The 26,371-nt window shown below is 72.1% G+C and carries 24 protein-coding genes; 13 read left to right on the top strand and 11 right to left on the bottom strand.

What is annotated here, in order from left to right; genetic code table 11:
• Nucleotides 1-36: 36 nt before the first annotated feature.
• Entirely contained in the window at nucleotides 37-1,569 is a 1,533-nt protein-coding gene (locus ACZ4EG_RS05370) for an amino acid permease (RefSeq protein WP_467789621.1), read from the top strand.
• On the opposite strand, the gene betA is transcribed toward ACZ4EG_RS05370, so the two are convergent.
• From betA to ACZ4EG_RS05340, 6 genes are all read right to left on the bottom strand, one after another.
• On the bottom strand, nucleotides 1,545-3,203 hold the full coding sequence (gene betA / locus ACZ4EG_RS05365) for a choline dehydrogenase (RefSeq protein ID WP_467789620.1): 1,659 nt from the start codon (nucleotides 3,201-3,203) through the stop codon (nucleotides 1,545-1,547). The genes ACZ4EG_RS05370 and betA overlap by 25 nt on opposite strands.
• 33 nt (nucleotides 3,204-3,236) lie before the next feature.
• On the bottom strand, nucleotides 3,237-6,005 hold the full coding sequence (locus ACZ4EG_RS05360) for a SpoIIE family protein phosphatase (RefSeq protein ID WP_467789619.1): 2,769 nt from the start codon (nucleotides 6,003-6,005) through the stop codon (nucleotides 3,237-3,239).
• A 64-nt stretch (nucleotides 6,006-6,069) separates the two neighbouring features.
• On the bottom strand, nucleotides 6,070-6,477 hold the full coding sequence (gene msrB, locus ACZ4EG_RS05355; protein WP_453556844.1) for a peptide-methionine (R)-S-oxide reductase MsrB: 408 nt from the start codon (nucleotides 6,475-6,477) through the stop codon (nucleotides 6,070-6,072).
• A gap of 13 nt (nucleotides 6,478-6,490) precedes the next feature.
• The gene (gene murC, locus ACZ4EG_RS05350) at nucleotides 6,491-7,882 is read right to left on the bottom strand and encodes a UDP-N-acetylmuramate--L-alanine ligase (RefSeq protein WP_467789618.1); all 1,392 of its coding nucleotides are present in this window, start codon (nucleotides 7,880-7,882) and stop codon (nucleotides 6,491-6,493) included.
• Between the two features lie 125 nt (nucleotides 7,883-8,007).
• Nucleotides 8,008-8,481, bottom strand: a complete 474-nt coding sequence (locus tag ACZ4EG_RS05345) for an indole-3-glycerol phosphate synthase (protein WP_390707397.1) — start codon at nucleotides 8,479-8,481, stop codon at nucleotides 8,008-8,010.
• Between the two features lie 128 nt (nucleotides 8,482-8,609).
• The gene (locus tag ACZ4EG_RS05340) at nucleotides 8,610-9,476 is read right to left on the bottom strand and encodes a pyrimidine reductase family protein (RefSeq protein ID WP_467789617.1); all 867 of its coding nucleotides are present in this window, start codon (nucleotides 9,474-9,476) and stop codon (nucleotides 8,610-8,612) included.
• 37 nt (nucleotides 9,477-9,513) lie between these two features.
• Here ACZ4EG_RS05340 and zapE point away from each other — a divergent pair, with 37 nt between their 5' ends.
• The 5 genes from zapE (at nucleotide 9,514) to ACZ4EG_RS05315 (ending at nucleotide 13,407) form a co-directional block, all read left to right on the top strand.
• Entirely contained in the window at nucleotides 9,514-10,620 is a 1,107-nt protein-coding gene (zapE, locus tag ACZ4EG_RS05335) for a cell division protein ZapE (protein WP_467789616.1), read from the top strand.
• 112 nt (nucleotides 10,621-10,732) lie between these two features.
• The gene (locus ACZ4EG_RS05330; protein WP_467789615.1) at nucleotides 10,733-11,695 is read left to right on the top strand and encodes a slipin family protein; all 963 of its coding nucleotides are present in this window, start codon (nucleotides 10,733-10,735) and stop codon (nucleotides 11,693-11,695) included.
• A gap of 10 nt (nucleotides 11,696-11,705) precedes the next feature.
• Nucleotides 11,706-12,269 (top strand): YbhB/YbcL family Raf kinase inhibitor-like protein, encoded by a 564-nt coding sequence (locus tag ACZ4EG_RS05325; protein WP_467789614.1) that lies wholly within the window; start codon nucleotides 11,706-11,708, stop codon nucleotides 12,267-12,269.
• Nucleotides 12,270-12,357: 88 nt separating this feature from the next.
• Entirely contained in the window at nucleotides 12,358-13,206 is an 849-nt protein-coding gene (locus tag ACZ4EG_RS05320) for a polysaccharide deacetylase family protein (protein WP_467789613.1), read from the top strand.
• An 18-nt stretch (nucleotides 13,207-13,224) separates the two neighbouring features.
• Complete coding sequence (locus ACZ4EG_RS05315) at nucleotides 13,225-13,407, top strand: hypothetical protein (protein ID WP_453556832.1); 183 nt, start codon at nucleotides 13,225-13,227, stop codon at nucleotides 13,405-13,407.
• Here the strand turns inward: ACZ4EG_RS05315 and ACZ4EG_RS05310 are convergent.
• Both ACZ4EG_RS05310 and ACZ4EG_RS05305 read right to left on the bottom strand, forming a co-directional pair.
• A complete protein-coding gene (locus ACZ4EG_RS05310) occupies nucleotides 13,399-14,070 on the bottom strand; it encodes an ABC transporter (protein WP_467789612.1) in 672 nt (223 codons plus the stop codon). The two genes, ACZ4EG_RS05315 and ACZ4EG_RS05310, sit on opposite strands and share 9 nt — an antisense overlap.
• Nucleotides 14,067-14,948: an ABC transporter ATP-binding protein gene (locus tag ACZ4EG_RS05305; RefSeq protein WP_467789611.1), complete on the bottom strand. Its 882-nt coding sequence runs from the start codon at nucleotides 14,946-14,948 to the stop codon at nucleotides 14,067-14,069. The genes ACZ4EG_RS05310 and ACZ4EG_RS05305 overlap by 4 nt, the downstream gene beginning before the upstream one ends.
• Before the next feature lie 35 nt (nucleotides 14,949-14,983).
• On the opposite strand from ACZ4EG_RS05305, the gene ACZ4EG_RS05300 reads away from it, so the two are divergent.
• The 5 genes from ACZ4EG_RS05300 to ACZ4EG_RS05280 all read left to right on the top strand — a co-directional run bounded on the left by ACZ4EG_RS05300 (nucleotide 14,984) and on the right by ACZ4EG_RS05280 (nucleotide 20,811).
• The gene (locus tag ACZ4EG_RS05300; protein ID WP_467789610.1) at nucleotides 14,984-15,733 is read left to right on the top strand and encodes an aminoacyl-tRNA hydrolase; all 750 of its coding nucleotides are present in this window, start codon (nucleotides 14,984-14,986) and stop codon (nucleotides 15,731-15,733) included.
• A gap of 169 nt (nucleotides 15,734-15,902) precedes the next feature.
• A complete protein-coding gene (locus ACZ4EG_RS05295; RefSeq protein WP_467789609.1) occupies nucleotides 15,903-17,216 on the top strand; it encodes an MbnB/TglH/ChrH family RiPP precursor modification enzyme in 1,314 nt (437 codons plus the stop codon).
• Between the two features lie 146 nt (nucleotides 17,217-17,362).
• Entirely contained in the window at nucleotides 17,363-18,136 is a 774-nt protein-coding gene (locus ACZ4EG_RS05290; RefSeq protein WP_467789608.1) for a DUF4142 domain-containing protein, read from the top strand.
• A gap of 96 nt (nucleotides 18,137-18,232) precedes the next feature.
• Nucleotides 18,233-19,018, top strand: a complete 786-nt coding sequence (locus ACZ4EG_RS05285; protein ID WP_453556820.1) for a TIGR04222 domain-containing membrane protein — start codon at nucleotides 18,233-18,235, stop codon at nucleotides 19,016-19,018.
• Nucleotides 19,019-19,152: 134 nt separating this feature from the next.
• Nucleotides 19,153-20,811, top strand: a complete 1,659-nt coding sequence (locus tag ACZ4EG_RS05280; RefSeq protein WP_467789607.1) for an alpha/beta hydrolase — start codon at nucleotides 19,153-19,155, stop codon at nucleotides 20,809-20,811.
• 492 nt (nucleotides 20,812-21,303) lie between these two features.
• Here ACZ4EG_RS05280 and hemQ read toward each other — a convergent pair whose 3' ends face one another.
• Together hemQ and hemG are read right to left on the bottom strand one after the other, a co-directional pair.
• On the bottom strand, nucleotides 21,304-22,035 hold the full coding sequence (gene hemQ, locus ACZ4EG_RS05275) for a hydrogen peroxide-dependent heme synthase (RefSeq protein WP_390707411.1): 732 nt from the start codon (nucleotides 22,033-22,035) through the stop codon (nucleotides 21,304-21,306).
• A 5-nt stretch (nucleotides 22,036-22,040) separates the two neighbouring features.
• Nucleotides 22,041-23,495: a protoporphyrinogen oxidase gene (gene hemG, locus ACZ4EG_RS05270; protein ID WP_467789606.1), complete on the bottom strand. Its 1,455-nt coding sequence runs from the start codon at nucleotides 23,493-23,495 to the stop codon at nucleotides 22,041-22,043.
• 157 nt (nucleotides 23,496-23,652) lie between these two features.
• Between hemG and ACZ4EG_RS05265 the strand changes: the two genes are divergently transcribed.
• Nucleotides 23,653-24,606 carry a DUF4349 domain-containing protein gene (locus ACZ4EG_RS05265; RefSeq protein WP_467789605.1) on the top strand — a complete coding sequence of 318 codons (954 nt, stop codon included), beginning with the start codon at nucleotides 23,653-23,655 and terminating at the stop codon, nucleotides 24,604-24,606.
• Nucleotides 24,607-24,643: 37 nt separating this feature from the next.
• Nucleotides 24,644-26,041 (top strand): FAD-dependent oxidoreductase, encoded by a 1,398-nt coding sequence (locus ACZ4EG_RS05260; protein ID WP_467789604.1) that lies wholly within the window; start codon nucleotides 24,644-24,646, stop codon nucleotides 26,039-26,041.
• Here the strand turns inward: ACZ4EG_RS05260 and ACZ4EG_RS05255 are convergent.
• Entirely contained in the window at nucleotides 26,038-26,325 is a 288-nt protein-coding gene (locus tag ACZ4EG_RS05255; RefSeq protein ID WP_453556812.1) for a hypothetical protein, read from the bottom strand. The genes ACZ4EG_RS05260 and ACZ4EG_RS05255 overlap by 4 nt on opposite strands.
• Nucleotides 26,326-26,371: the final 46 nt, after the last annotated feature.

Here is a 26,371-nt window from a genome sequence, read left to right as displayed (position 1 = left end):
CCGGTTGTGGATGCGGCATATGCCCATGGAGCCATCATGGGAACTGTGAGGATCCCGAGGAGCCGTCCTCCCGAGGCGCCCGGCGACGACAGCGACGACCTGGCACGGTTCGGCTACCGTCAGGAGCTGAAGCGCTCCCTCGGGCCGCTGTCCAGTTTCGCCGCGAGTTTCAGTTACATCTCGGTCCTGACCGGAGTGTTCCAGCTCTTCGGCTTCGGCTTCGCCTCCGGCGGCCCGGCGTACGTCTGGACCTGGCCGCTGGTGTACCTCGGGCAACTCGCCGTCGCCCTGTGCTTCGCCGAGATGGTCGGACAGTTTCCGCTGGCCGGCTCGGTGTACCAGTGGTCCAAGCACCTCGCCCGGCCCCTCACCTCGTGGCTGTCGGGCTGGATCATGGCCGGCGGCGCGGTGGTGACCGCGGCCGCCGTCGCGGTCGCCTACCAGGTCGTCCTGCCGCAGATCTCACCGGCCTTCCAGATCCTCGGCAGCCCCGGCGACGCGGGCGTGACCGACACCCGCGGCGGTGCCCAGAACGCCATCGTGCTCGCTCTCGGTCTGGTGGTCTTCACCACCGTGGTCAACCTGTGCGGTGTCCGGCTGATGGCGAGGATCAACGACTTCGGCGTGGTGGTCGAGCTGGTCGCCGTGGCCCTGCTCATCGTCATGCTGGCCATGCATGTCAGACGGGGGCCGCAGGTCGTCCTGGAGACGCACGGCACCGGGGCCGGCCACTCCTCCGGCTATCTCGGCGCGTTCCTGGTCGCCTCTCTCGCGAGTGCCTACGTCTTCTACGGCTTCGACACCGCAGGATCGCTGGCGGAGGAGACGAGGGAGCCCAGACGCCACGCGCCCCGCGCCATCCTGCGGGCGCTCACTGCGGCGTTCGTCGCCGGCGGGCTGCTGATCCTGTTCGCGATGATGGCGGTCGGTGACATCGGGGACCAGGAACTGCGCAACCTGGGCATGCCCTACCTGGTCAAGTCCACGCTGGGCTCCGGGCTCGGCTCCGTCTTCCTGGTGTGCGTGGCGATCGCCGTCACCGTCTGCTGCCTGGCCGTGCAGACCGCGGCCATCCGGCTTCTGTTCTCCATGGCCCGCGACGGCCGGCTGCCCTTCAGCCGGGCCGTCTCCCGGGTCTCCCCGCATTCCAGGACCCCCGTCGTGCCGGCCCTCCTCACCTGCCTGCTGACCATCGCACTGCTGGTGGTCAACCTCGGCAACCGGCACCTGTTCTACACCCTGACCTCGGCCGGCATCGTGCTGTTCTACGTCCCGTACCTGCTGGTGACCGGCCCCATGCTGGTGCGTCGGCTGCGTGGCACATGGCCTCGTGCCGACCACGGGCCGTACTTCTCCCTCGGCCGCTGGGGCATGGCGGTGAACCTCGTCGCCGTGCTGTACGGCATGGCCATGACCGTCAACGTGGCCTGGCCACGGGCCGCGGTGTACCCCGGGGACGCCTGGTACTACCGGTGGGGGGCCCTGTTCTTCCCCGCCGTCATCACGGCCGTCGGCGCGGCCCTCTACCTCGTCCGGCGACGCGCTCATCCGGCGCCGGAGTGCCGGTAGAACTCCACGGGTTCGGGCGCCAGGGGCTTGTTGCCGAGGATGATGTCGGCGGACTTCTCGGCAAGCATCATCACCGGGGCGTAAATGTTGCCGTTGGTCACGTACGGCATCACGGAGGCGTCCACGACGTACAGCCCCGCCAGGCCGTGCACCGCCATGGTGCCGGGGTCCACGACCGATGCCTCGTCGATGCCCATCCGGCAGGTGCACGAGGGGTGGAGGGCGGTCTCGCCGTCGGCCGCCACCCAGTCCAGGATCTGCTCCTCGGTCTCTACCCCGGGGCCCGGGGAGAGCTCACCGCTGCTGAACTCCTCGAAGGCGGGCCGGCCGAGGATGTGCCGGGTGATGCGGATCGCCTCGACCCATTCCCTGCGGTCCTTGGCGGTCGAGAGGTAGTTGAACCGCAGCGCGGGGTGCGTGCCGGGGTCGCGTGAGACGATCTTCACCGATCCCCGCGCGTCCGAGTACATGGGCCCGACATGCACCTGATAGCCGTGTCCGTGTGCGGGTGAGGACCCGTCGTAGCGGACCGCGGCGGGCAGGAAGTGGAACATCAGGTTGGGGTAGGCCACGTCGTCGTTGCTTCGTACGAAGCCGCCGGCCTCGAAGTGGTTCGTCGCCCCGGGCCCGCGGTGCAGGAGCAGCCACTCGGCGGCGACAAGGGGCCGCCGCCACAGCTTGAGCGCGGGCTGCACCGACACCGGTCTCCTGCTGCCGTGCTGCACATACACCTCCAGGTGGTCCTGAAGGTTCTCGCCGACGCCCGGCAGGTTCAGGACCGGCTCGATGCCGAGCGCTGCCAGCTCGTCCGCGTTCCCCACGCCGGAGAGCTGGAGCAACTGCGGGGAGTTGACGGCTCCGCCGCACAGGACGACCCTTGCGCCGCGGCCCTGCCGCAGCCCGCCGCGGCCCCGCGCGAGGTACTCCACGCCCACCGCCCGCCCACCCTGGAACAGGATGCGGGTGACCGTCGCCCGGGTCCGCACCGACAGGTTGGGGCGGCTCATCACGGGGTGCAGATAGGCCCGGGAGGCGCTGAGCCGACGGCCGCGGTACACGTTCCGGTCGAACGGGGCGAAGCCCTCCTGTCGGAAGCCGTTGACATCGTCGGTCAGCCGGTACCCCGCCTGCTGCACGGCTTCGAAGAAGGCGGTGAACAGCGGGCTGTCGGCCGGTCCCCGTTCGAGGACGAGCGGCCCGTGGTGGCCGCGGAATTCCCCCTCCGGGTCGGCGAGACAGTTCTCCATCCGCTTGAAGTACGGCAGGCAGTGGGCGTAGTCCCAGGTCGCCATCCCCGGGTCGGCGCTCCAGCGTTCGTAGTCCAGGGGATTCCCCCGCTGGAAGATCATCCCGTTGATGCTGCTGGAGCCGCCGAGCACCTTGCCCCGGGCGTGGTAGATCCGCCGGCCGTGCAGGAAGGGTTCCGGCTCGGACTCGTACCGCCAGTCGTAGAACCGGCTGCCGATGGGAAAGGTCAGGGCGGCGGGCATGTTGATGAGGACGTCCCACGGGTAGTCGGGGCGTCCGGCTTCGAGCACCAGCACCCGGTTGGCGGGATCGGCACTGAACCGTGCCGCCAGCGCGCAGCCGGCGGAGCCCCCGCCGACGATGACGAAGTCGTATCGATCTTCCAAGGCCTTGGTCTCCTGCCTGGCCGTGGGGACCGGTCAGCCCCCAGGCATCGACTGCTCGGCCCAGATGACCTTGCCGCGGGGTGTGTAACGGGTTCCCCAGCGCTGGGCGAGCTGGGCCACGAGGAAGAGGCCGCGGCCGCCTTCGTCGGTCATGTCGGCCTGACGCAGATGCGGAGACGTACTGCTGGTGTCGGCGACCTCGCAGATGAGCATCCGATCGCGCAGCAGCCGTACCTGGAAGGGGCCGGTGGCATGGCGGATGGCGTTGGTGAGCAGTTCGCTGAGGATCAGCTCCGTGGCGAAGACGGCCTCTTCCAGGTTCCAGTCGGCGAGCTGCCGAACCACGGCTCCACGTATCTCGGACACGATGGCCGGGTCCGGTGAAAGGCCGTCCCAGCAGGCCATGTCCGAGGCGTCCAGACCGCGGGGGCGGACGACGAGCAGGGTGACGTCGTCCTCGGCCGGCTGGGACGGCGGCAGGGCCGCCACGGCGGCCTGGCAGGTCTCCTCCGGCGAGCGTCCGGGGTGCCCCAGAGTGTGCCGGAGTTCCTCCAGCACGGTCTCGATGCACCGTTCCCGGTCCTCGACGAGCCCGTCGGTGTAGAACACCAGCTGGCTGTCGTCCGGCAGCTCGATCTCGACCGTCTCGAAGGGGAATCCGCCCAGGCCGAGCGGCGGCGCGGCGGGCACCTCGGGGAAGGTCACCGTCCCGTCGCCGGAGATGAGCGCCGGTGGGAGGTGTCCCGCGCGGGAGAGGCTGCAGCGGCGGGTGGTCGGGTCGTACACCCCGTACAGGCAGGTGGCTCCGATGAAGGCGTCCGTGCTGCCGTCCTCCCGGGCCATCCGGGCGACCAGGTCGTCCAGATGCGTGAGGAGTTCGTCGGGGGCGAGCTCGAAGGAGGCGAAGTTGTCCACGGCGGTGCGCAGCCGCCCCATGGTGGCGGCAGCTTGGACGCCGTGGCCGACCACATCGCCCACGACAAGTGCGATACGGGCTCCCGACAGCGGGATCACATCGAACCAGTCACCACTGACTCCGGTGTGCGCGGGCAGGTAGCGGTAGGCAACCTCCAACGCGTTCTGTTCGGGCAGGCCGTGCGGGAGCAGACTGCGCTGAAGGGCGAGGGCGGTGGCGTGCTCGCGCGTGTAGCGGCGCGCGTTGTCGATGCAGAGCGAGGCGCAGGCGACCAGTTCCGCGGCGAGTGAGATGTCGTCGTCCTCGAAGGGCGCGGATCTTCGCGAACGGTAGAAGCCGGCCATCCCCAGGGGCACGCCGCGGGCGCTCAGCGGCACGGTGATGAGCGAGTGTATGCCCCGGGCGAGGATCTTCGCGGCACGTACGGGGTCCTCGGCGGCCCAGCAGCGCGAGGCCTTCAGGTCGGCCTCCATCGCCGCGGAGCCACTGGCCAGACACTGCGCCTGCAGGCTGGTGGGGGCGAAGCCGATCTGCTCGCCCACGCCACTGAAGGGGAAACCCTCCACCCCTCCCACTGCGGCGCGCTGCATCGGCAGCACACCCGCCACCGAGGGCTCGTCGCCGCGGAGCACCGCGGGGTACAGGTCGACGGTGACGACGTCGGCGAAGTTCTCGACCACCACCTCGGCCAGTTCTTCGGCCGTGCGGACGACGTCCAACGTGGTGCCGATGCGGCGGCTGGACTCGCGCAGCAGCTCAAGGCGGCGCCGCGCCGCGAGGGCGAGCCTGCCGATCCCCGGTTCCCCGACGGCCAGCAGCCATCGGTGGCACTGCCCCTCGCCCGCCGTTGCCGTCGGAGCCTCGGGGGGAGCCGGAACCGCGGTGGGAGGACCGCGCCAGGCACCGGGGGCCGTTTCGGGCGTGTCGGTTCGCGGCGCGGCCGGGGTGGAAGCGGGCGTCCCGCCGGCGGAGAACAGCGCACCGCTCGCGGGAACGATGACCTCGACCGCGACCCCCTCGCACACGTCCGCCACCGGGCGCGCCAGGAGCGTGACCACCCGTCCACCGGACACGGGTACCTCGATGGCGGCCCTGCGGCCCGAGGCGATCAGTCCTGCCGCCTTCTCCTCCAGGACCAGCCGGTCGGACCCCGTCAGCAGGTCCTCGGCCGGGGCGCCGAGGACGATCTGCCTTCCGTCCCTGAACTCGGGTGCCCGCACCTGGCGAGCGGTCTGCATGTAGGCGCGCAGCAGCGTGCGCTCCCGGTCGGTCTTCTGCTCCAGCAGCCTGCGTTCGATGGCGTGAGCGGCTTTGCGCGCCATGGTTTCCAGCATCGGAGTGAACTCGGACGACTCGGTCGCGAGGTCCACCACGCCGACGATGCGTCCGCTCAGGGGCTCGTGCACGGGCACGGCCACACAGCCCTGCACGGTCCATGCGTCGGCGAAGTGCTCATGGCCGTAGACGCGGCTGGCACGCCGCTCCGCGAGCGCGAGGCCGATGGACGTGGTACCGCCGAGGGACTCGTGGAAGCTGAAGCCGGGCGCCCCGCCGCCCGCGGTGTCGAGATACCGGGTCATCTGCGGCTCGCCGGTCAGGCAGCGGAGCACCACGCCCTCGCCATCGGTGAGGATCACGGTGGACCAGGTTCCGGCGATCGCGCGGGCCACCTCGTCGAGCACCGGCTCCGCCGCGTGGACGAGTTCCGTGTCCAGGTCGGGTTCTCCCAAGTAGGTGGTCCCCAGACTCGGACGCAGACCGAGGGACTGGCAGCGGCTCCACGAGGACAGGATCTCGCTGCGTACCCCGGCGACCACCGGCCCCCCGGCCAGGAAGCGCTCACGGCTGCGCGCCGTGACGTCATCGCTCCGACCGTCGCGAGCCATCCGGACCACTCCCACCTGTAGACAAATCAGGTGACTTTACGAAAATACACCAGACGGTTTTGTCTCAGCCCTCGTCCGGCGTCATCCGCAAAGAGATCGAGTTGATGCAGTACCGCTGGTCGGTCGGGGTCGCGTACCCCTCGCCCTCGAAGACATGGCCGAGGTGCGAGCCGCAGCGGGCGCAGCGCACCTCGGTGCGCACCATTCCGTGCGAGCGGTCCTCCAGGAGTTCGACGGCGTCGGTGTCCTTGGGGTCGAAGAAGGACGGCCAGCCGCAGTGGGAGTCGAACTTGGTTTCGGAGGTGAAGAGTTCGGCGCCGCAGGCGCGACAGGAGTAGACGCCCTTGGTCTTGGTGTTCGTGTACTCACCGACGAAGGCCGGCTCGGTGCCGGCCTCGCGCAGGACGGCGTACTCGGCCGGGGTCAGCTCCGCGCGCCACTGCTCGTCCGGCTTCTCGACGTCGTACGACATGAGTCTCAGCCCCTCACTGCTGCGACAGGTGATCCAGGATCCGCGGGCCCAGGTCGGTCACGTCACCCGCGCCCATGGTGAGAACGAGATCACCCGGCTTCGCCATTCCCGCGATCACCGAGGGGACCTCCGCCTTGTCGTGCAGGGCCGTGACGACTGCACCCGCCGCGCGCGCCGCGTCGATGATCAGGTCGCTGGTCACGCCGGGGATCGGGTCCTCACGGGCCGGATAGATGTCGAGGACCACGGACTCGTCCGCGAGGGCCAGGGACTCGCCCATCTCCTTGCCCAGCTCCTGGGTGCGGGAGAACAGGTGCGGCTGGAACACGACGAGGATGCGGGAGTCGCCCGCGGCCCCGCGCATCGCCTCCAGGTCGGCGGTCATCTCCGTGGGGTGGTGGGCGTAGGAGTCGATGACCTGGACGCCGGCCGCCTCGCCCTTCAGCTGCAGACGCCGCTTCACACCGGTGTACGCGGCGAGCGCGGGCGCCAGCTCGGCGGCCGGGACGCCCAGGGCGACGCCCGCCGCGAGGGCGGCCACCGCGTTGTGGGCGTAGTGGCGTCCGGGGACGGAGACCGTGAAGGTGAGCTCCGTCCCGTCCAGCAGGACGGTGACCTCGCTCTTCAGGCCCTGCGGGACAACGGACAGGACGCGTACGTCGGCGTCCGCCGCCTCGCCGTACGTCACCGTCCGTACCGATCCGGCCAGGCGCTCGGTCAGCTTCCTGGCGCCCTCGTGGTCGGCGGAGATCACCAGGGTGCCGCCGGGCACGATCCGGCCGGCGAAGGTCTCGAAGGACTCGTAGATCTCGTCGATCGAGGCGTAGTTGGCGTGGTGGTCGAGCTCGACGTTGAGGACGATCGCGACCTCGGGCGCGTACTTGTGGAAGCTGCGGTCCGATTCGTCCGCCTCGGCGACGAAGATCTCGCCGTCGCCGTGCAGGGCGTTGGAGCCGGGGGCGTCCAGGTCGCCGCCGATGGCGTAGGAGGGGTCCAGGCCCAGCTCGGACAGGGAGACCGCGAGCATCGACGTGGTGGTCGTCTTGCCGTGGGTGCCCGCGACCGCGATCGGGCGCAGGCCCTCCATCAGGGCGGCCAGGGCGTCGGAGCGGTGGACCACGGGGATGCCCAGCTCCGCGGCGCGGGCCAGCTCCGGGTTGTCCTTGCGGATCGCCGACGAGACGACCACACAGCTGGCGTCGTCGGCGAGGTGCTCGGCCGCGTGCCCGATATGGACCGTCGCGCCCAGCGCGCGCAGCGCCTCGGCGGTCGCCGACTCCTTGGCGTCACTGCCCGCCACCTTGGCCCCACGCTGCGCGAGGATCTTCGCGATGCCCGACATTCCGGCGCCGCCGATGCCGATGAAGTGCGGTCGGTCCATGGCGGTAGGAAGGCCCGGGGCCATGTGCGTCTCCCTGGAGTGGTGCGGCGAAGCGAACATTCAGCGCACCACCATATGGCCCCGGCGCACCCAACACCTATTAGGTCCGTTACGGGCGGCGGTCACGTCGCGTCCGCCACGGTCGCCGGTCACGCCTTGCTGTGCGAGAACAGCTTGAGCACCGGTACGCCGACCTTGTGGCGGGCCCGGGACGCCCAGTCGCGGTGGAAGAACTCCTCCACGTAGTGGGGGTCGGTCAGGACGATCACCTCGTCGGCGCCGATCTCGTCGACCAGGGCCTTCAGGGCGTCCAGCGGGTGGTCCTCCACCAGCCTGCCCTCCGCCTCGCCGCCCGTCGCGCGCAGCGCCTTCAGGGACACCTCCAGGGCCTGCTCCGCGGGCTCCTTCGCGGCGGCGCCCTCGGGCGTCTCACGTTCGCGAGCCGCCTCGTCGAGCTCGCCGAGCGCGATGTCGTCGATGGCCCGCAGGAGGCGGTCGGCCTGGTCGCCCCGAGGCTGGAGCAGCACGTGGAAGGAGACCTGCTCGTCTCCGTGCAAGGTGGTGACGAACTCCACGTCGGCGGACGTCAGGGCCTTCTCGATCATCAATACGCTTGTGAACACCAGTGCCCCATTCTGCTCCGTGGGCCGTGTCAGGCCCTGCGGAAACCATCCTGCCCCGTGATCGCACGGGTACTGCCGGATTTAGTGTGCCCGTCGAAAGCCAAGCGGAACGGTAGATTCCGCAGATTTCATGACCGGCGGTAGCGACCGAACAGGAACCCGGCCTCTTCCAGCAGCGACACCAGTTCGAAGCGCCGCGGCACCGCGACCGACGGCCCCCCGGCGATACGCTGCGCGTCGCCCGCGGTGAGCATCGGGGAGAGGGTCAGACAGAGCTCGTCGAGCGCTTCGGCGGCGATCAGCTGGCCCAGCAGCCGGGGACCGCCCTCGGTGAGCAGCCGGGTGTGACCGAGGCCGGCCAGGGCCGCCACGGCCCGCGCCGGGTCCACTCCGGCGCCGTCGCCCGCGATCACCACCCGCGCGCCCGCCTTCTCGGCGGCGGCGACACGGTCCGGCGCCGCCGCGGCGCCGGTCAGGACCAGGGTGGGCACCTGGGGGGAGGTGAACAGCGGGAGCGAGTAGTCCAGGTCCAGGCTCGCGGTGACGACCGCGATCGCCGGGGCCGGGGCCTGTCCCGCCGCCTTCCTGGCGTCCGCGAACTCCACACGGGCGCGTGCGGGGCGGTAGGCCTCCTGCCGTACCGTTTCCGCGCCCACGAGGACGACGTCCGCGAGCGCCCGCAGCGTGCCGAAGATCCGCATGTCGGCCGCGCTGGAGATGGGCTGCGAGCGGCCCTCGTGCTGGGCGGCCCCGTCGAGCGTGGACACCATGTTGGCCCGCAGCCAGGTCCCGGGCTCCCCGGCCGCCGGCTCGGGGTAGGCGTATGCGGCCGCCAGCTCGGCAAGACTCCACTCCCGGTCACCGAGGGCCTCGCCGGTCGCGCCGGCCCCTCGGCCCCCACCGCCCTCCTCGGCCGCCTCCGCACCCTCCTTCTCGGTGCCCCCGCCGAGGGGCTGGGCTGCTGTTTCGTCGGTCACAGGGAACAGGCGTCGCATGTCGTGCAGTGTGACACGGCGCTTAGCATGGGTAACCGTGTCGTCATCCACCGCCGCGTCCGCCCTCAGCCCGATAGCCGACGCGACCCCGTTGTCCCTGTGCGCCCGCGAGCCGCACGTCCCCGCGGACCGGCTGGTCGCCGAGATGGTGCCGCCGCCGCGCTTCGACTCGGTCCGCTTCGCCACGTACCTCCCGGACCCGGACCAGCCGAGCCAGACCGAGGCCGTACAGGTCCTCGACGGCTTCGCGGCCGGTCTCGGCGGGGCGCACGCCATCGGCACCGGCCGACGGGGTTTCTTCGGGTTCGGCAAGGCCAAGACGCCCAAGGCGCCGGCCGGACCCCGCGGTGTCTATCTGGACGGCGGGTACGGCGTCGGCAAGACCCACCTCCTCGCCTCCCTCTGGCACGCCACCCCGGCCGAGCCCGCGCTCAAGGCGTTCGGCACCTTCGTCGAGCTGACCAACCTCGTCGGCGCCCTCGGCTTCCAGCAGACCGTCCAGACCCTGTCCGGTCACCGGCTGCTGTGCATCGACGAGTTCGAGCTCGACGACCCGGGCGACACCGTGCTGGTGTCCACCCTGCTCGGCAGGCTCGTCGACGCCGGTGTCGCACTCGCCGCCACCTCCAACACCCTGCCGGGCAAGCTCGGTGAGGGCCGGTTCGCGGCGGCCGACTTCCTGCGCGAGATCCAGGGCCTGTCCGCCCACTTCCGCGCCCTGCGCATCGACGGCGAGGACTACCGCCACCGCGGCCTGCCCGAGGCACCGGCGCCGTACTCGGACGAGCAGGTGACGAAGGCGGCGTACGCCACCGCGGGCGCCTCGCTCGACGACTTCCCGCATCTGCTGGACCACCTGGCCAAGGTGCACCCCAGCCGGTACGGCGCGCTGACCGACGATCTGAAGGCGGTGTGCCTCGTCGGTGTGCGGCCGGTGCCGGACCAGTCGACGGCGCTGCGCCTCGTGGTCCTCGCGGACCGGCTCTACGACCGTGAGGTCCCCGTGCTGGCCTCGGGGCTGCCCTTCGACAAACTGTTCAGCGAGGAGATGCTGAAGGGCGGCTACCGCAAGAAGTACTTCCGCGCGATATCCCGCCTCACCGCACTCGCCCGGGACGCGAAGGCACTCGTGACGGCCGAGTAGCCCACCCGGACCGCCGGGGCAAGTCCCGCGGCATGAGGCGTGGCCGCAGACCAGATACCGGGCATATCGTTGCAGGAGTGGACACAAAGGGCCTCTTATGGAGGAGGTCGTCATGTTCCAGGAACTGCTGGGGGCGATCATCGCGGCCGGTGCCGTCGGACTGGTGTACGTGTCCGCGGGGGTGCGGGTCGTCAAGCAGTACGAGCGCGGGGTGGTCCTGAGGCTCGGCCGCCTGCGGCGCGAGATCCGTTCGCCGGGACTCGCGCTGATCATCCCGGTCGCGGACCGGCTCTACAAGGTCAACATGCAGATCGTGACGATGCCCGTGCCCGCCCAGGAGGGCATCACGCGGGACAACGTGACGGTGCGGGTCGACGCGGTCGTGTACTTCAAGGTCGTGGACGCGGCGGCCGCGACCATCAACGTCGAGGACTACCGCTTCGCCGTCTCCCAGATGGCACAGACCTCTCTGCGCTCGATCATCGGCAAGAGCGACCTCGACGATCTGCTCTCCAACCGCGAGAAGCTCAACCAGGGCCTGGAGCTGATGATCGACAGCCCCGCCATCGGCTGGGGCGTACAGATCGACCGGGTCGAGATCAAGGACGTGTCGCTGCCGGACGCGATGAAGCGCTCCATGGCCCGGCAGGCCGAGGCCGACCGTGAGCGCCGGGCGAGGATCATCAACGCCGACGCCGAACTCCAGGCCTCCAGGAAGCTGGCCGAGGCAGCGCAGCAGATGGCCGACACGCCGTCCGCACTACAGCTGCGCCTGCTGCAGACGGTGATGGCCGTGGCGGCCGAGAAGAACTCCACGCTGGTGCTGCCCATCCCGGTGGAGCTACTGCGCTTCCTGGAAAGGGGCCAGCAGCCGGCCGCGCTCGCCGAGTCGCACCAGCCGGACGGAACCACCGGCTCTCACCCGGCGGACGCCGCCGGCGACCTGCGGCAAAGCGAACCGCAACAGAGCGAACCGCAACCGCCGGACGGCACCGGCGACGCGCAGCGGTCCACCGCCGTCGACGGCACGCAGCAACCCACCGGCATCGGTGACTCCGCGGCCCCCCGGAGCTAACGTTCCGGGCATGCGCCGGAGCTTCCTGATCGCGTTGGTGGCCACCATGGGCCTGCTCCCGGGCTGTGGGAGCGACAGCGGCGGCTCGTCCGCCCCCAGCCCGACCCCCACACCCACCGCCTCGCACCGCATCACGGTGACGAGTTCCGCGTTCGCCGAGGGCGGCACGATCCCGCGCCGCCACACCTGCGACGGCGAGGACGTGTCGCCGCCGCTCGCCTTCTCCGGCGTACCCGCGGACACGACCGGACTGGTCCTCATGATGGAGGACCCCGACGCCCCGCACGGCACGTTCACGCACTGGCTGGTGTGGAACATCGGCCCGCGGACCACGGAGCTGGCCGCCGGGCAGGCGCCCCAGGGCGCGACGCAAGGGCGCAACGGCTTGCGCAAGGCGGGCTACGGCGGCCCCTGCCCGCCCAGGGGCGACAGCCCGCACCACTACGTCGTCACGGTCTATGCCGCCGACCGGCACCTGGACCTCGCCCCCGACGCAACGCCCGACGACGTCCGACGCGCCCTGACCGACCACACCCTGGCCACCGGCACCCTGACGGGCCGATACGGCCGCTGACCGGGCGGAGCGGCCGGGCGGGTGACTCCGGTACGACCGACAGGGCGCGTCGGTCGAATGAGCATATTTACGATCATACCTTCATACGGTGTTCACTCTTGTACGCCGTGTCACCGCCCTCTGCGCCTTTGGCGCCGCCCTCGCCGCCTGCGGCACCGCGAGCACCCCGCACGCCGCCCACCAGGCCCCCACATCGCCCTCCGCCTCCGCTTCCCCTTCACGACCCCCCACCCTCCTCCCGGGCCCCGGCGGCCTCACCCCGGTCTTCACGAACGGCCCGCGCACACAGGGCAGGACCGTCGCCCTCACCTTCGACGCCGACATGACCGCCGACCAGGGCCCGCGAGCGGCCTCCGGCGAGCACTTCGACAATCCGGCGCTCATCGCCACGCTGCGCAATCTGAAGGTCCCGGCCACCGTCTTCATGACCGGCCGGTGGGCCGACCAGTACCCGGCCGAGGCCCGCTCCCTCGGCAACGACCCGCTGTTCGAGGTCGCCAACCACTCCTACAGCCACTACGCCTTCACCGGCGACTGCTACGGCCTGCCGACCGTCGGCGCCGACAGGATGCGGACGGACGTGGAGCGGGCGTACACCGCGATCCACAAGGCCGGGGTGGCGCAGCCGATGCCGTACTTCCGCTTCCCCGGCGGCTGCTACGACCAGAAGGCGCTGCGCGCGCTGAGCGGCCTCGGCGTCACCGCGGTGCAGTGGGACGTGGTGAGCGGGGACGCGTTCGCGACCGACGCCGACGCCGTCACACGGCAGGTGCTGGACGGGGTGAAGCCCGGCTCGGTCGTCGTGATGCACTGCACCCGCAGCGCGGCCCCGACGACGGAGCAGGTGGTGCGCACGGTCGTACCGGAACTGCGTAAGCGGGGCTTCCGGTTCGTGAAGGTGTCCGAGCTGATCGGCCAGACCGGTGGCCACCGGTGACCGGCCTACCCTGAAGAGATGAGCGACGAGGACTACTGCACGATCATCGACACCACCGAGTCGCAGCCCGCGGACGGGCCGCCGTACGCGGAGTGCGTGCTGTGCCGGAAGCCCACGGAGTACCCCGCGTCGTACAGGGGCATCACACTGTGCCCGGTGTGCGAGTGGCAGGAGGCGCAGCGCAGCGCCTGCTCAGGGTGACCGGCGGCGGGTGAGCGCGCAGGCCACGGCGAAGGCCGCGGCGGTCAGCAGCGCCGCCGCGGCCAGTGGCAGCAGCGGCACCGGGACCCGGCCCGACTGTGAGCCGGTGACCAGCCCGTTCACCGCCGCCTGCGCCGGTGAGCCCGCGACGACCACCGACAGCAGCGCGGCCAGCAGCATCGCGGGCACCGCCCGGCCGGGCGAGCGCAGCAGCGGCCAGTTGGTGAGCGCGCCGACGGCCGTGCCCAGCAGCGCGCAGGAGAGGCCGGCCAGGAGCCCGGCCGCGCCCGCCTCGAAGCGGGGGACGTGGGCGCGATGGCCATTGGCCGCCGGGTCGCTGATCAGCGTGACGGCCAGGGTCGCCACGGTGCCGAGCGCCGCCGACGCGAGGAGAGCCGCCAGGAGACAAGCGAGGTGGGCCCTGGCCGGTCCGGCAGCTGCGGCGACGCAGGCGCGGGCCGCGGGCGGCTCGTTGGTGACGCAGATCCGCACCAGCCAGGCGGCGACCGGCAGCAGCGCCGCGGCCGTGTAGCCGAGCGAGTCGAGCACCGGCTGGCCGCTCTGTACTCCGACGGCGAGGAAGGCCGCGTACAGGACGACGGGCGGCAGCCAGCGCTGGGACCGTACGAGGAGTGCGGCCTGGTAACGCAGGAGTGCGGTCATGGGCGGCTTTCGGGATCGGGCGGCGTCTCGGGGGGTGTTCCGGGGCTCACGCTCACCACGTGCCAGGGCGGGCGGGCCGTCAGCAGGGCGCGGAGCAGGACGTCGGAGTGGGACTCGGGGACGGTGAGCCGGTGGGTGCGGGGCGCGGTCGCCTCGGCCGAGGTGACCGTCCGTGCCGCGTCGGGGGGCAGTTGTCCGCCCGAGGGGCCCTGCGCGATGACGACGGCGTACCGGCCGGCCGGTGAACTCTCCTTCCCGGTACGGAGGTTGAGGGCGCCGTCGACGACGGTGTACGTCGCGTCGGGCGCCCCGGCCAGGCGGCGCGGGTCGTGGTCGACGAACACGACGGCACATCCGGCGGCCGTGCGCTCGGCGACCGCCCGCTCCAGTTCCGCCCTGGCCGCGGCGTCCAGACCGGTCCAGGCCTCGTCCAGCACCAGGAACTCGGGCTCCGCGAGCAGGGCCTGGGCCACCGCGACCTTCTGGCTGCTGCCCTTGGACAGCTGGGCCATCGGCGTTTCGGCATGGGCGGCGGCGCCGAAGCGGTCCAGCCATGCGACGGCGGCGCCGGCCGCCGTCCGGCGGGACAGGCCGTGGACCGTGCCGAGGTGGGTGAGATAACCGGCGGCGGTGAACGGGAGCGCCGAGGGGAACCGCTCCGGGACGTACGCCGTGCGGGGGCGGCCGGTGATACGGCCCTCCGTCGGCGCGTCCAGCCCGGCGAGGATGCGGAGCAGGGTGGACTTGCCGCTGCCGTTGGCTCCTTCCACGCGGATGAGTGAGCCGGGCGTGACGGTGAGGTCGATGCCCCGTAACACCCAGGGGCCGCGTATGCCGTAGCGGCGGCCTACGCGGGCCAGCCGAAGATCACGTCGCATGGGGCTATTTTGGCCCGGCTTTAGGGTTGGCTGTTGTGAGCCACGTTTCGACATCCCCCGGTGACAGTCCCTTCCGGTCCGAGCGCAGTGCGCGTGACGAGGCGCCGCAGTTCGTGCTGCCGCTGGTCGTGCGCATCGAACGCGGTGCGCCGCCCGCCCGTACAGATGCGCTGGAGACCGCCGCGCGTTCCGTGCTCATGCTGCTCGCCGACGAGCGGGCGCTGGGGGACGGCGAGTGGGCCGAGGCCGTGCGGGACTGGCAGGACGCCCGGATCCGCAAGGTCGTACGGCGGGCCCGTGGCGCGGAGTGGCGGCGGGCGGAGGCGCTGCCCGGGATCACGGCGACCGGCAGGTCGGCGCAGGTACGGGTCTTCCCGCCCGTCCCGCTGGACGGCTGGCCCAAGGACCTGGCCAAGCTCCAGGTGTCGGGCACCGATCTCGACGACCCGGAGCCGCCTGCCGGACCCGACCGTGCTCAGCCCGTGCTCTGGATGAATCCCGAACTCGGCATGTCGGCCGGAAAGGCGATGGCCCAGGCCGGGCACGGCGCCCAACTCGCCTGGTGGGAGCTGTCCGACGAGGAGCGCGCGGCCTGGCGTGCCGCGGGCTTCCCGCTCTCGGTACGCACCGCGGACCCGGCCGAGTGGCGCCGGCTGACGGACAGCGGGCTGCCGTTGGTACGGGACGCGGGCTTCACGGAGATCGCGCCGGGCTCCTGCACGGTGGTCGCCGATCATCCGGCGCTGCGGCGGGATCCGGTGGACTCGCGGGGCGTGCCCGGGTAGGCCGGGTCCGGGCCGGGTTCCGGGCCGCGCATCTCGGATCCCGCTCGGCCGCGCACCTCACCCCCCGCTCTGCCACGAACCTCAAATGTTGCTCTGAAGGTGTGGGCGGTGTGGTTCGGAGCCGGGCGCCGGGGCGATATCCCCGTCACGCGAAGGAGGGGGAAGGGCCATGCGGCGACTGGGAACGGGGATCGGCTGGCGGCCGGAGATCGCGGACGCCGTGGAGCGCATGCCCGGTATCGACTGGGTGGAGGTCGTGGCGGAGAACGTGTGCCCCGGCCACCTTCCCGAGTCACTGCTGCGGCTGCGTGAGCGCGGGGTGACCGTGGTGCCGCACGGTGTCTCGCTCGGCCTCGGCGGCGCGGACCGGCCCGACGAGGGGCGGCTGACGGCACTCGCCGAGCGGGTGGCGGCGCTGGGCGCGCCGCTGGTCACCGAGCACATCGCGTTCGTGCGCGCGGGCGGTCCGCTGACCGCCTCCCCGCGTCTGGAGGCGGGCCATCTGCTGCCCGTGCCCCGCACCCGGGACGCCCTCGACGTGCTGTGCGAGAACGTGCGCATCGCCCAGGAGGCGCTGCCCGTGCCGCTCGCCGTGGAGAACATAGCCGCGCTGATCTCCTGGCCCGGCGAGGAGCTGACCGAGGGGCAGTTCCTGTACGAGCTGGCCGAGCGGACCGGGGTGCGGCTGCTCATCGATGTGGCGAACCTGCACACCAACCAGGTGAACCGGGGCGAGGACCCGGCCAAGGCGCTCGCCGAGCTGCCGCTGGAGGCCATCGCGTATGTGCATGTCGCGGGCGGCTTCGAGCGGGACGGCGTCTGGCACGACAGCCACGCCCACCCCGTACCGCGACCGGTGCTCGACATCCTGACCGACCTTGCCTCGCGGGTCGCGCCGCCCGGCGTGCTGCTGGAGCGGGACGAGAACTTCCCCGAACCCGGTGAGCTGGAGCGGGAGTTGGAGTCGATTCGGGTGGCGGTGGAGGAGGGACGGGCGATGCGCTCCGGTTCCGGGGCGGCGTCGCGGGCCGGGACCGTGACCCCGCCTGTGGTCGCCGCCGACGACGACACCCGGGAGCGGCTCGCGCTCGCGCAGACCGCGGTGCTGTCGTCGCTGGTCGCCGGGACGCCCGTGCCCGAGGGGTTCGACCGGGTGCGGATGGGGGTGCAGGCGCGGGCGCTCGCCGCGAAGCGGGCGGACGTGGTGGCGAAGATCGCGCCCGAGCTGCCGTTGATGCTGGGGGCGGAGTACCGGCCGGCCTTCCTCGACTACGCCCACGGGCACCCGATGACCGGTGGTTACCGGCAGGACGCGCTGGACTTCGCGGGGCAGTTGCTGTTCGCGGGGCGGATCGAGGACGCGGGGATGCGGCGGGAGCTGCGGGAGTGGTGGCTGGAGCGGTCGGGGCCGGTGCCCCGGTCGCGACGGCCGGTGGTGCGGGCGGCCCGGGCGGCGCGGAGGGTGCTGCTGCGGAGAGGGTGACAGCCGTAACACCGGCATCCCATTTGATGGGTTCGCACACCCTATGTCCCTGCGCCCGCACGGTGGTTGGCCCTGACTCCGCAGTAATATGCCGACTCGCACCCACCCGAGCGCACTGGCGTGCGGTGCCGCAAGCAGGAGGCACCATGCGACGGCGACCCCCGATCAAGGGCAGAGGCATCTTCAGCGGGACCGGGCTCATCATCACGGGCCTGGCCGCGACGCTGGGGGCGCTGCTGTTTCCCGTCTGGTCGTACGCGGACCGGACGGGGACCGCCGGCACCGGCGCCGACGTGCTGAGCGCCCAGACCGTGACGACCCGGTACGGCCCGCTGTCCCAGGCGGACCGGGACTTCGTGACCAAGGTCCGGCTGGCCGGGCTGTGGGAGCTGCCGGCCGGTCAGCTGGCCGAGACGAAGGGCACCACCGAGGCCGTACGGGCGGCCGGGCAGCATCTCGTCGCGGGGCACACGTCCCTGGACGCGCATGTCCGCACCGTCGCCACCCGGCTCGGCCTGCCGCTGCCCAACGAGGCCAACGAGCAGCAGCGGCAGTGGCTCGCCACCCTGAGCGCGGCGCAGGGGCAGGACTTCGACCGCGAGTTCGCCAACATCCTGCGACTGGCCCACGGCAGGGTGTTCTCGGTCGTCGCCCAGGTCCGGGCCAGTACCCAGAACTCACTGGTCCGCCATCTCGCCGACGACGCCAACACCACCGTGCTGGATCACATCAAGGTGCTGGAGGCGACCGGGTACGTGGACTTCGCCGCGCTGGCCCGGGACTTGGCGGCCGCCGCCTCGCCCGTGCCGTCGCCACCGGTGGTCCAGCCCGGTTCGGCGACTCCGGTCGCCTCCCCGCCCTCGCCCACGTACTCGCTTCCGCCGGCCGCCTCCAGCCCGCCGCCGGGCGGCGGCTCCTGATCCACCCGGGAAGCGGAACGTCACGTACCGACAACACTCCGTCCGGATGGTGAAAAGGGCATGGTGTTTCCCAGGCCCCTGGCATAGAAAAACGTCATGTTCTGGGTCCTTCTCCTGCTGCTGGCCTGGGCCGTCGCGGGCACGGCGTGTACGCGGCTGTGCCTGGCCGCCGTACGTGCGGCGGCCGTCGACGCGGAGGGTGCGACCGCGGACCGGGGGCACGATCTGACGCTGTACGAGGCGGCGTTCCTGTCGGGCGGACCCGCACGGGTCGCCGATCTCACCATGGTCTCCATGGCTCGGCAGCGGCGGCTGCTGCTCGCGCACACCGGCTGGGCGACCGTCGTCGACCCGCGGGGCCGGGACGAGATGGAGCGGTCCGTCATAGGGGCCATAGGGCCGGAGGGCCAGTCCCGTATCGAGCCGGTGCGCTCCGCCGCGGCCGGGGCCGACGCCGTGCGCAGCATCGCCGACGGGCTGGTCCGGGCGGGGCTCGCGGTGCCCGACGGGGCGCGTACGACCGTGGCGTCCGGGGTCCGTCAGGTGCGGGTGGCCGCGCTGGCCGTCGTCGTCCTGGGCGCGACCGCGCTGCTGACGCCGACTCAGACCGACATGCCGCGCGACCTGGTCGCCGCCTGGTTCGCGCTTCCCTTCGCCCTGACCCTGAGCTGCCTCGCCATCGCCCGGGTCGAGGTGCATCCGTACTCGCGCTGGGCCTCCCCGGCCGGGCAGCGGCTGCTCGGCGCGCTGGCCCGGCGTGCGACCGGGGCCGTTGACGACCGCACCTATCTGACCTCCGTCGCCGTGCGCGGAATCCGCGCGATCGGCGAACCGGAGCTGCGCGCGGCGTTCGCCCATCGCGACCAGCCCTGGCGGGAGTGACCGCGTCCGCGGGGGCGCACAGGGAGTATTGACGCCGACACCGGCGGGGTGGTGCTTGCCTTCGCCAACGTCCGAACGAAGTATCCCTTTTGTTGACGCAGTGCCAGTGCTGCGGCGCACCGAAGGGATACGCCATGCGAGCTGCCGCCCTCTACTCGGCCGCCGGGTCGTTGCTGCTGACCACCCTCGCCGCCGCGCCGGCCGGCGGCGCGCCCGGTGCTTCGGGTGTCCCGGGCGCGGCGACCGAGACGCGTGGCACGGCGGTCGCCGCCGCGCGTGCCCGTGCGGAAGGCATCGCGTTCGGGAAGTGCCCCGCCGCGGAGGGCCTTCCGGACAGCCTGCAGTGCGGCACGGTGCGCGTCCCGCTGGACTACGCGCATCCCGACGGCAAGCAGATCGAACTGACCGTGAGCCGGACCGCGGCCACGCACAAGGACCCGCGCAACAGCAAGCGGAAGGTGCCCCGGCAGGGCTCGCTCGTCTACAACCCGGGCGGTCCGGGCGCCTCCGGCATGGCCTTTCCCCTCGTCGGCGCACTGCCCGAGTGGCAGCGGATCGCGGCCGCGTACGACCTCGTCGGGTACGCCCCGCGCGGGGTGGGCCGGTCGGCGCCGCTGTCCTGCCAGGCCCCGGAGCGGTTCTTCAAGGGGCCCTCGCAGGCGCCGACGCACCCCTCGGAGTCGTACAAGAAGGAGCGGATCGCGGAGGCGAAGGCGTACGCGCACGACTGCGCCAAGCGCGCCGGAAGCGGACTGCAGTACTACAACTCGCTCAACAACGCACGTGACCTGGACGTCCTGCGTGCCGCGCTGGACGAGGAGAAGCTGACCTTCATGGGCGCGTCGTACGGCACCTACTTCGGGGCCGTGTACGCGACGCTGTTCCCCTCGCACGTACGACGGATGGTGCTGGACGCGGCCGTGAACCCGGACCCGGCGCAGATCTGGTACCGCAGCAACCTGGAGCAGTCGGCCGCGTTCGAGAACCGCTGGACCGACTTCCGTGAGTGGGTCGCCCGGCACGACGACGTGTACGGGCTCGGTGCCACGGCCGAGAAGGTGCAGCGCAGCTACGACCGGGTGCGGGCGGCGCTGGCCGCGGAACCGGCGGGCGGCAAGGTCGGGCCGGGGCAGTTGCAGGGCGCGTTCCTGATGGCCGGGTACTACGACGACGTCTGGCCGAGCCGCGCCGAGGCGCTGTCGGCGTATCTGAAGGGCGACACCGGGCCACTGGTGAAGATCGCCTCATCGGCCGGCGGGACGGGGACGGCCGCCGAGGCCGAGAACGCGAGCGCGGTGTACGCGGCCGTCGAGTGCAACGACGCGCCCTGGCCGACGGACTGGGCGGTCTGGGACCGCGACAACACCCGGCTCGCGCGCGTGGCGCCGTTCGAGACCTGGGACAACGCGTGGGCGAATCTGCCGTGCGCCTACTGGAAGGCACCCCGGCAGGTGCCGCTCGACGTGCGGACCGGGCCGGACGAGCTGCCGCCGACGCTGATCCTGGCCGCCGAGCGGGACGCTGCCGCGCCCTATGACGGGGCGCTGGAGATGAACCGGCGGCTGGCCGGCTCGGTCCTGGTGACCGAGCGGGACGCCGGCACACATGGCGTCGCGGGCGGCCCGAACCAGTGCGTCAACGCCCACCTGGACGCGTACCTCCTACAGGGCCGCCTCCCGAACCGCCACGCGTCCTGCGCCGCCCACCCGGAACCAAGGCCCCGAACATCGGCCGCCCCCTCCCAGCACCAGTCACAACGGGACGCCCTGAAGGGAAAGGCCGACCAGCACTGAGCCCTCCCGGGCCCGGACGGGACCGACGACCCCCACAGCCCCGACCGGACAAGCCCGCGATCAGCTCGCCCATCACCTCGCGACGGCCCGCACGGCACCCGCCGGGGGACAACCCCCGGCCCCCGGCCGACCCGGATGAGGGCACGGCCGATCGCGCAAGCCCGGCGATCAACTCGCCCATCACCTTGCGGCGGCCCGCACGGCACCCGCCGGCAGACACCCCCGACCCCCGGCCGACCCAGAAAACCCGCGCGCCCCATCAGGCAAGCCCGCGATCAGCTCACCGAGCTCCCTCTCGGGCCGACCCACAAAACACCGCGGCCGACCAGGCAGCCCGTTCGATCAGCCCACCGATCACCTTGCGGCGGCCCGCACCGCACCGGCCGGGCCCCCGGCCGGCGTCGGGCCCACGAAAAACCGCGCCCCATCAGGCAAGCCCGCGATCAGCTCACCGAGCTCCTCGCGGACCCACCCACAAAACTCCGCGGCCGATCAGGCAAGACCCGCGATCAGCTCGGCGATCTCCTTGCGGCGGCCCGTGTAGAACGGGATTTCCTCGCGGACGTGCATGCGGGCCTCCGAGCCGCGGAGGTGGCGCATGAGGTCGACGATGCGGTGCAGGTCGTCGGCCTCGAAGGCCAGGATCCACTCGTAGTCGCCGAGCGAGAACGAGGCGACCGTGTTGGCGCGGACGTCCGGGAAGCCGCGGGCCATCTTGCCGTGGTCGGCGAGCATGCGGCGGCGGTCCTCGTCGGCCAGCAGGTACCAGTCGTACGAGCGCACGAAGGGGTACACGCTGACATAGTTGCGCGGCGTCTCGTCGGCGAGGAACGCCGGGATGTGCGAGCGGTTGAACTCCGCCGGACGGTGCAGCGCCATGTTCGACCAGACCGGCTCCAGCGCGCGGCCCAGCTTCGTGCGGCGGAAGAGGTTGTACGCCTCCTGCAGCTGGTCACTGGTCTCGGCGTGCCACCAGATCATGACGTCGGCGTCGGCGCGCAGACCGGACAGGTCATACGTGCCACGGATGGTCACGTCCTTCGCGGCGAGCTGGTCGAACAGCTCCTGGACCTCGTCCGCGTAACCCGCGCGGTCCTCGGGCAGCACGTCCTTCAGCTTGAAGACGGACCACAGGGTGTAGCGGATGACCTCGTTGAGGTCCTTGGCCAGCTTGCCCTTGTTCGGGATCCTGCCGGTCTCGGTGGTGGGTGCGTCGTCACTCATGTCCCTTATTCTCCCGCTCCGCCATGAAGGCTCTGCACCGGGTTGGCGGTGAGCTCCTGCACACCGCTCCAATCGCCGCCCAGCCGGTCCACGGCGGCGTACGCGCTCGCGATGCAGGCCGGGATGCCCACGCCGTCGTACTGCGCTCCGCACACGGCCAGCCCCGGCAGCTTGGCGACGTGCTCACGGATACGGGCCACGCGCGCGTGGTGGCCGACGGGGTACTGCGGCAGGCCGTCGGTCCAGCGGGTCACGACCGTCCGCACGGGTGTGGCGTCGAGGCCGATGGCCGCCCTCAGGTCGTGCCGGGACACGTCGACCAGGTGGGTGTCCTCGTGCTCCAGGATCTCCGTCTCGCCGTACCGCCCGACCGAGGTGCGCAGGACGACGATGTCGGGGTCCTCCTCGGCGATCCAGCCCCACTTCCGGGAGGCGAACGTCGACGCCTTGACGGTGCGGCCGTCCACGGGCGGGACGAGGAAGCCGCTGCCGTCGGGCAGCGCGATCTCGCTGCGCCGGTAGGCGAGGGTGATCAGGGCCATGGAGGCGTACTCGACGGCCCGCAGTTCGGCCGCGGCCCCGGGGGACTCCGCGGCCAGCAGGTCCGCGGCCGCGGGCGCGGGGACGGCGACGACCACGGCGTCGGCGTGCAGGACGCGGTCGCCGGCCGTCACGCGCCAGCCGCCGGCGGCGTCCCGGCGCAGCTCCGTCGCCGGCCGCGAGGTGAGGATCTCGCCCCCGCGCGCGGTGACGGACTCGGCGACGGCGAGGGGCAGCGCGCCGACACCGCCCTCGATGCCCATGAACACGGGCCCGGTCTGCCCGCCGGCCGCCGCCTTCGCCTGGATCTCGCGGACGGCCTCCGTCAGGGAGTCGTGGGTCTGGGCGGCCTGGAAGAGCTGCGGGACCGCCGAGCGCATCGAGATGCGGTAGGCGTCACCGGCGTACACCCCGCCGAGCAGGGGTTCGACGAGGCGGTCGACGACCTCGCGGCCGAGCCGCGCCGCCACGTACTCCCCGACCGCCACGTCCTCCCCGACCTCCGTGCGGGGGAGGTCGGCGTCGCACTCGATACGGGCGAGGCCCTCGTCGGACAGCACACCGGACAGGGCGGAGGCGGTGCCGGGCACGCCCATCACATGCCCCTTGGGCATGGGGCGCAGGGCGCCGCGGGTCCAGATCGAGGCGGCCGCGGTGGCGGGCGGCCGGAGCCGGTCGCCGAGGCCCACCTCGCGTGCGAGCCCGACCGCTTCGGGGCGGCGGGCCAGCATCGACTCGGCACCGAGGTCGACCCGCACGCCCTCGATCTCCCCGGACCGCAGTTTGCCGCCGAGTCTGCGGCCCGCCTCCAGCACGGTCACGCGCGCCCCGCGCTCCAGCAGCCGGTGCGCGGCGGCCAGCCCCGCGATACCGGCCCCGATGACGACGACATGACCCGTGCCCGTAGGTGATCCGCTCATGCCCCCACCCTCTCAGACCCGGCCGACACTCCCGCCAGGGCCATGTGGCCCTGCCGAGTCCCGACCGTGACCGCATCGGGACTCGCCCCGCCAAACGTCCCGGCCCGGCCCGGCGTCCAAGGAGCGTCATCGTCACGACCCTCGGGGGTACTGCCACATGCGCACACGACGTTCCGTACGACCGGCCCGGGCCCTGACCGGGATCCTGCTCGCCGCCACGCTCGCGCTCGCGGGCTGCGGCGGCTCGGACTCCTCCGGTGGAAGCACGAGCGACGCCAAGGCCGCCGCGGGAAGCGCGCCCCAGCGGGGTGCCGCCGACAGCTACTCCGGCGACGCCGCGAAGGGCTCCGCGGCGAAGGCACCCGACCTCACCGCGAACCGCATCATCCGCACCGCCTCCCTCACCGTGCAGGTCAAGGACGTGCCCAAGGCGCTGGACGAGGCCCGTACCACCACCGAGAACGCGGGCGGCTACATCGGCAACGAGAGCACCACCCGCGATGCCCGGGGCCACGAGCGCACCCGCGTGATCCTGCGCGTCCCCGTCGAGAAGTACGACGAGGTCCTCGCCGACCTCCAGGGCACGGGCAAGCTGATCGACCGCACGTCCAAGGCGCAGGACGTCACCGACCAGGTGGTGGACGTCGACAGCCGCATCCGGTCGCAGCGGGCCAGCGTGGCCCGGGTCCGGGAGCTGATGGACAGGGCGACCAAGCTCAGCGACGTGGTCACCCTGGAAGGGGAGTTGAGCAACCGGGAGGCCGGCCTGGAGGCGCTGCTCGCCCGGCAGGCGTCCCTGAAGGACCGCACGAGCCTGGCCACCATCACCCTGTCGCTGTCCGAGACGCCGGTGAAGAAGGCCGCAAAGGACGACTCCCCCGGCTTCGTGGACGCGGTGTCCGGCGGCTGGCACGTCTTCGTCACGATGCTGCGCTGGATCGCCCTGGCCCTCGGCGCGGTGCTGCCGTTCGCCGCGCTGGTGGCGCTGCTGGTGCTGGTGTGGCTGCGGATCGTACGGCGCCGGCTGCCGCTGCGTGCGGCTCCCGCGGCCGGGCCGGGTCCGCTGCCGGCGAGCGGCCGGGAACCCGGTGAGGAGAGTGAGGAGGGCTGACCGAGCCCGAAATGGCCCGTCCCCGTAGCGTGTTCACATGAGCATGAGCGGTGGGCGGGGCGGGACGGAACGGCTGGTCGTGATCGGCGGCGACGCCGCGGGGATGTCCGCGGCGTCGCGGGCGCGCCGGCTGCGCGGGCCCGGCGAGCTGGAGATCGTGGCGTTCGAGCGCGGCCACTTCACCTCGTACTCGGCGTGCGGGATCCCGTACTGGGTGGGCGGGGACGTCCCCGACCGGGACCGGCTGATCGCGCGCACGCCCGAGGAGCACCGCGCGCGCGGGATCGATCTGCGGCTGCGCACCGAGGTCACCGAGATCGACGTGGCCGGGCAGCGGGTACGCGCGCGTGACGTGGATTCCGGCGCCGAGTCCTGGACGTCGTACGACAAGCTCGTGATCGCGACGGGCGCGCGCCCGGTCCGCCCCGACCTGCCGGGCGTGGACGCCCCCGGAGTGCACGGCGTACAGACCCTCGACGACGGCCAGGCCCTCCTCGACACACTGGCACGCACGCGCGGCCGCCGAGCGGTCGTCGTCGGCGCGGGCTACATCGGCGTCGAGATGGCCGAGGCCCTCATCAACCGGGGCTACGAGGTGACGGTGGTCAACCGCGGCAAGGAGCCCATGGCCACGCTCGACCCGGACATGGGCCGCCTGGTGCACAAGGCGATGGAGGGCTTGGGCATCACCATGGTCAATGACGCCGAGGTCGTCGGGATGCCCACCGGACCGGACGGCCGGGTGCGCGCGGTGGCCACGCTGGACGCGGAGTACCCGGCGGACGTGGTGGTGCTCGGCATCGGCGTGCGCCCGGAGACCGCCCTCGCCGAGGCGGCGGGACTTCCGCTCGGCGGGCGGCGCGGTCTGCTCACCGACCTCGCGATGCGGGTCCGCGGCCACGAGAACATCTGGGCCGGCGGCGACTGCGTGGAGGTCCTCGACCTGGTCTCCGGCCAGGAGCGGCACATCGCGCTGGGCACCCACGCCAACAAGCACGGCCAGGTCATCGGCACCAATGTGGGCGGTGGTTACGCCACCTTCCCGGGCGTGGTCGGCACGGCGGTGAGCAAGGTCTGCGACCTGGAGATCGCCCGCACCGGCCTGCGCGAGAAGGACGCGCACCGGGTCGGTCTGCGCTTCGAGACGGTCACCATCGAGTCGACCAGCCGCGCGGGCTACTACCCCGGCGCCTCCCCCATGACGGTGAAGATGCTCGCCGAATGCCGCACGGGACGGCTGCTCGGCGTGCAGATCGTCGGCCGGGAGGGCGCGGCCAAGCGGGTCGACATCGCCGCGGTGGCCCTCACGGCGGGCATGACGGTGGAAGGGATGACGGCCCTGGACCTGGGCTACGCCCCGCCGTTCTCGCCGGTGTGGGACCCGGTCCTGGTGGCGGCGAGAAAGGCGGCGGCGAAGGTGCGCGACCGTGCCTAGGCCGACCCGCTGATCCGCGGGAGTGCGGTCACGCCCGCGCTCGTCGAGGTTGCCGGTGCGGGCTGTTCGCCCGCCGGCCTGGCGTGCGCGGCGGACGGGCGGGTGGACCGCAGACGGTTGCTGACGGCCTCGTCCAGCGTCACCGGCCGCTGCATCTGCGTGGCCAGCCGCCCGGCCTCCTGGCCGAGTCTGGCGACATCCTCCCAGGGAAGCTTCACGACAAGGGAGAGCTCCGCCTCCCCGTCGGGCAGAGCCTGCATCGCAGGAGCAACTCGCTCGTTCATCGCCTGATCCTCACGTCGGTTGACCAGTGATACGCGTGCACGGGCG

The sequence above is a fragment of the Streptomyces sp. NPDC025638 genome (genome assembly GCF_055558775.1).
Note: the sequence above shows the minus strand (reverse complement) of the source record. Positions and strands in the feature narration are given on the sequence as shown.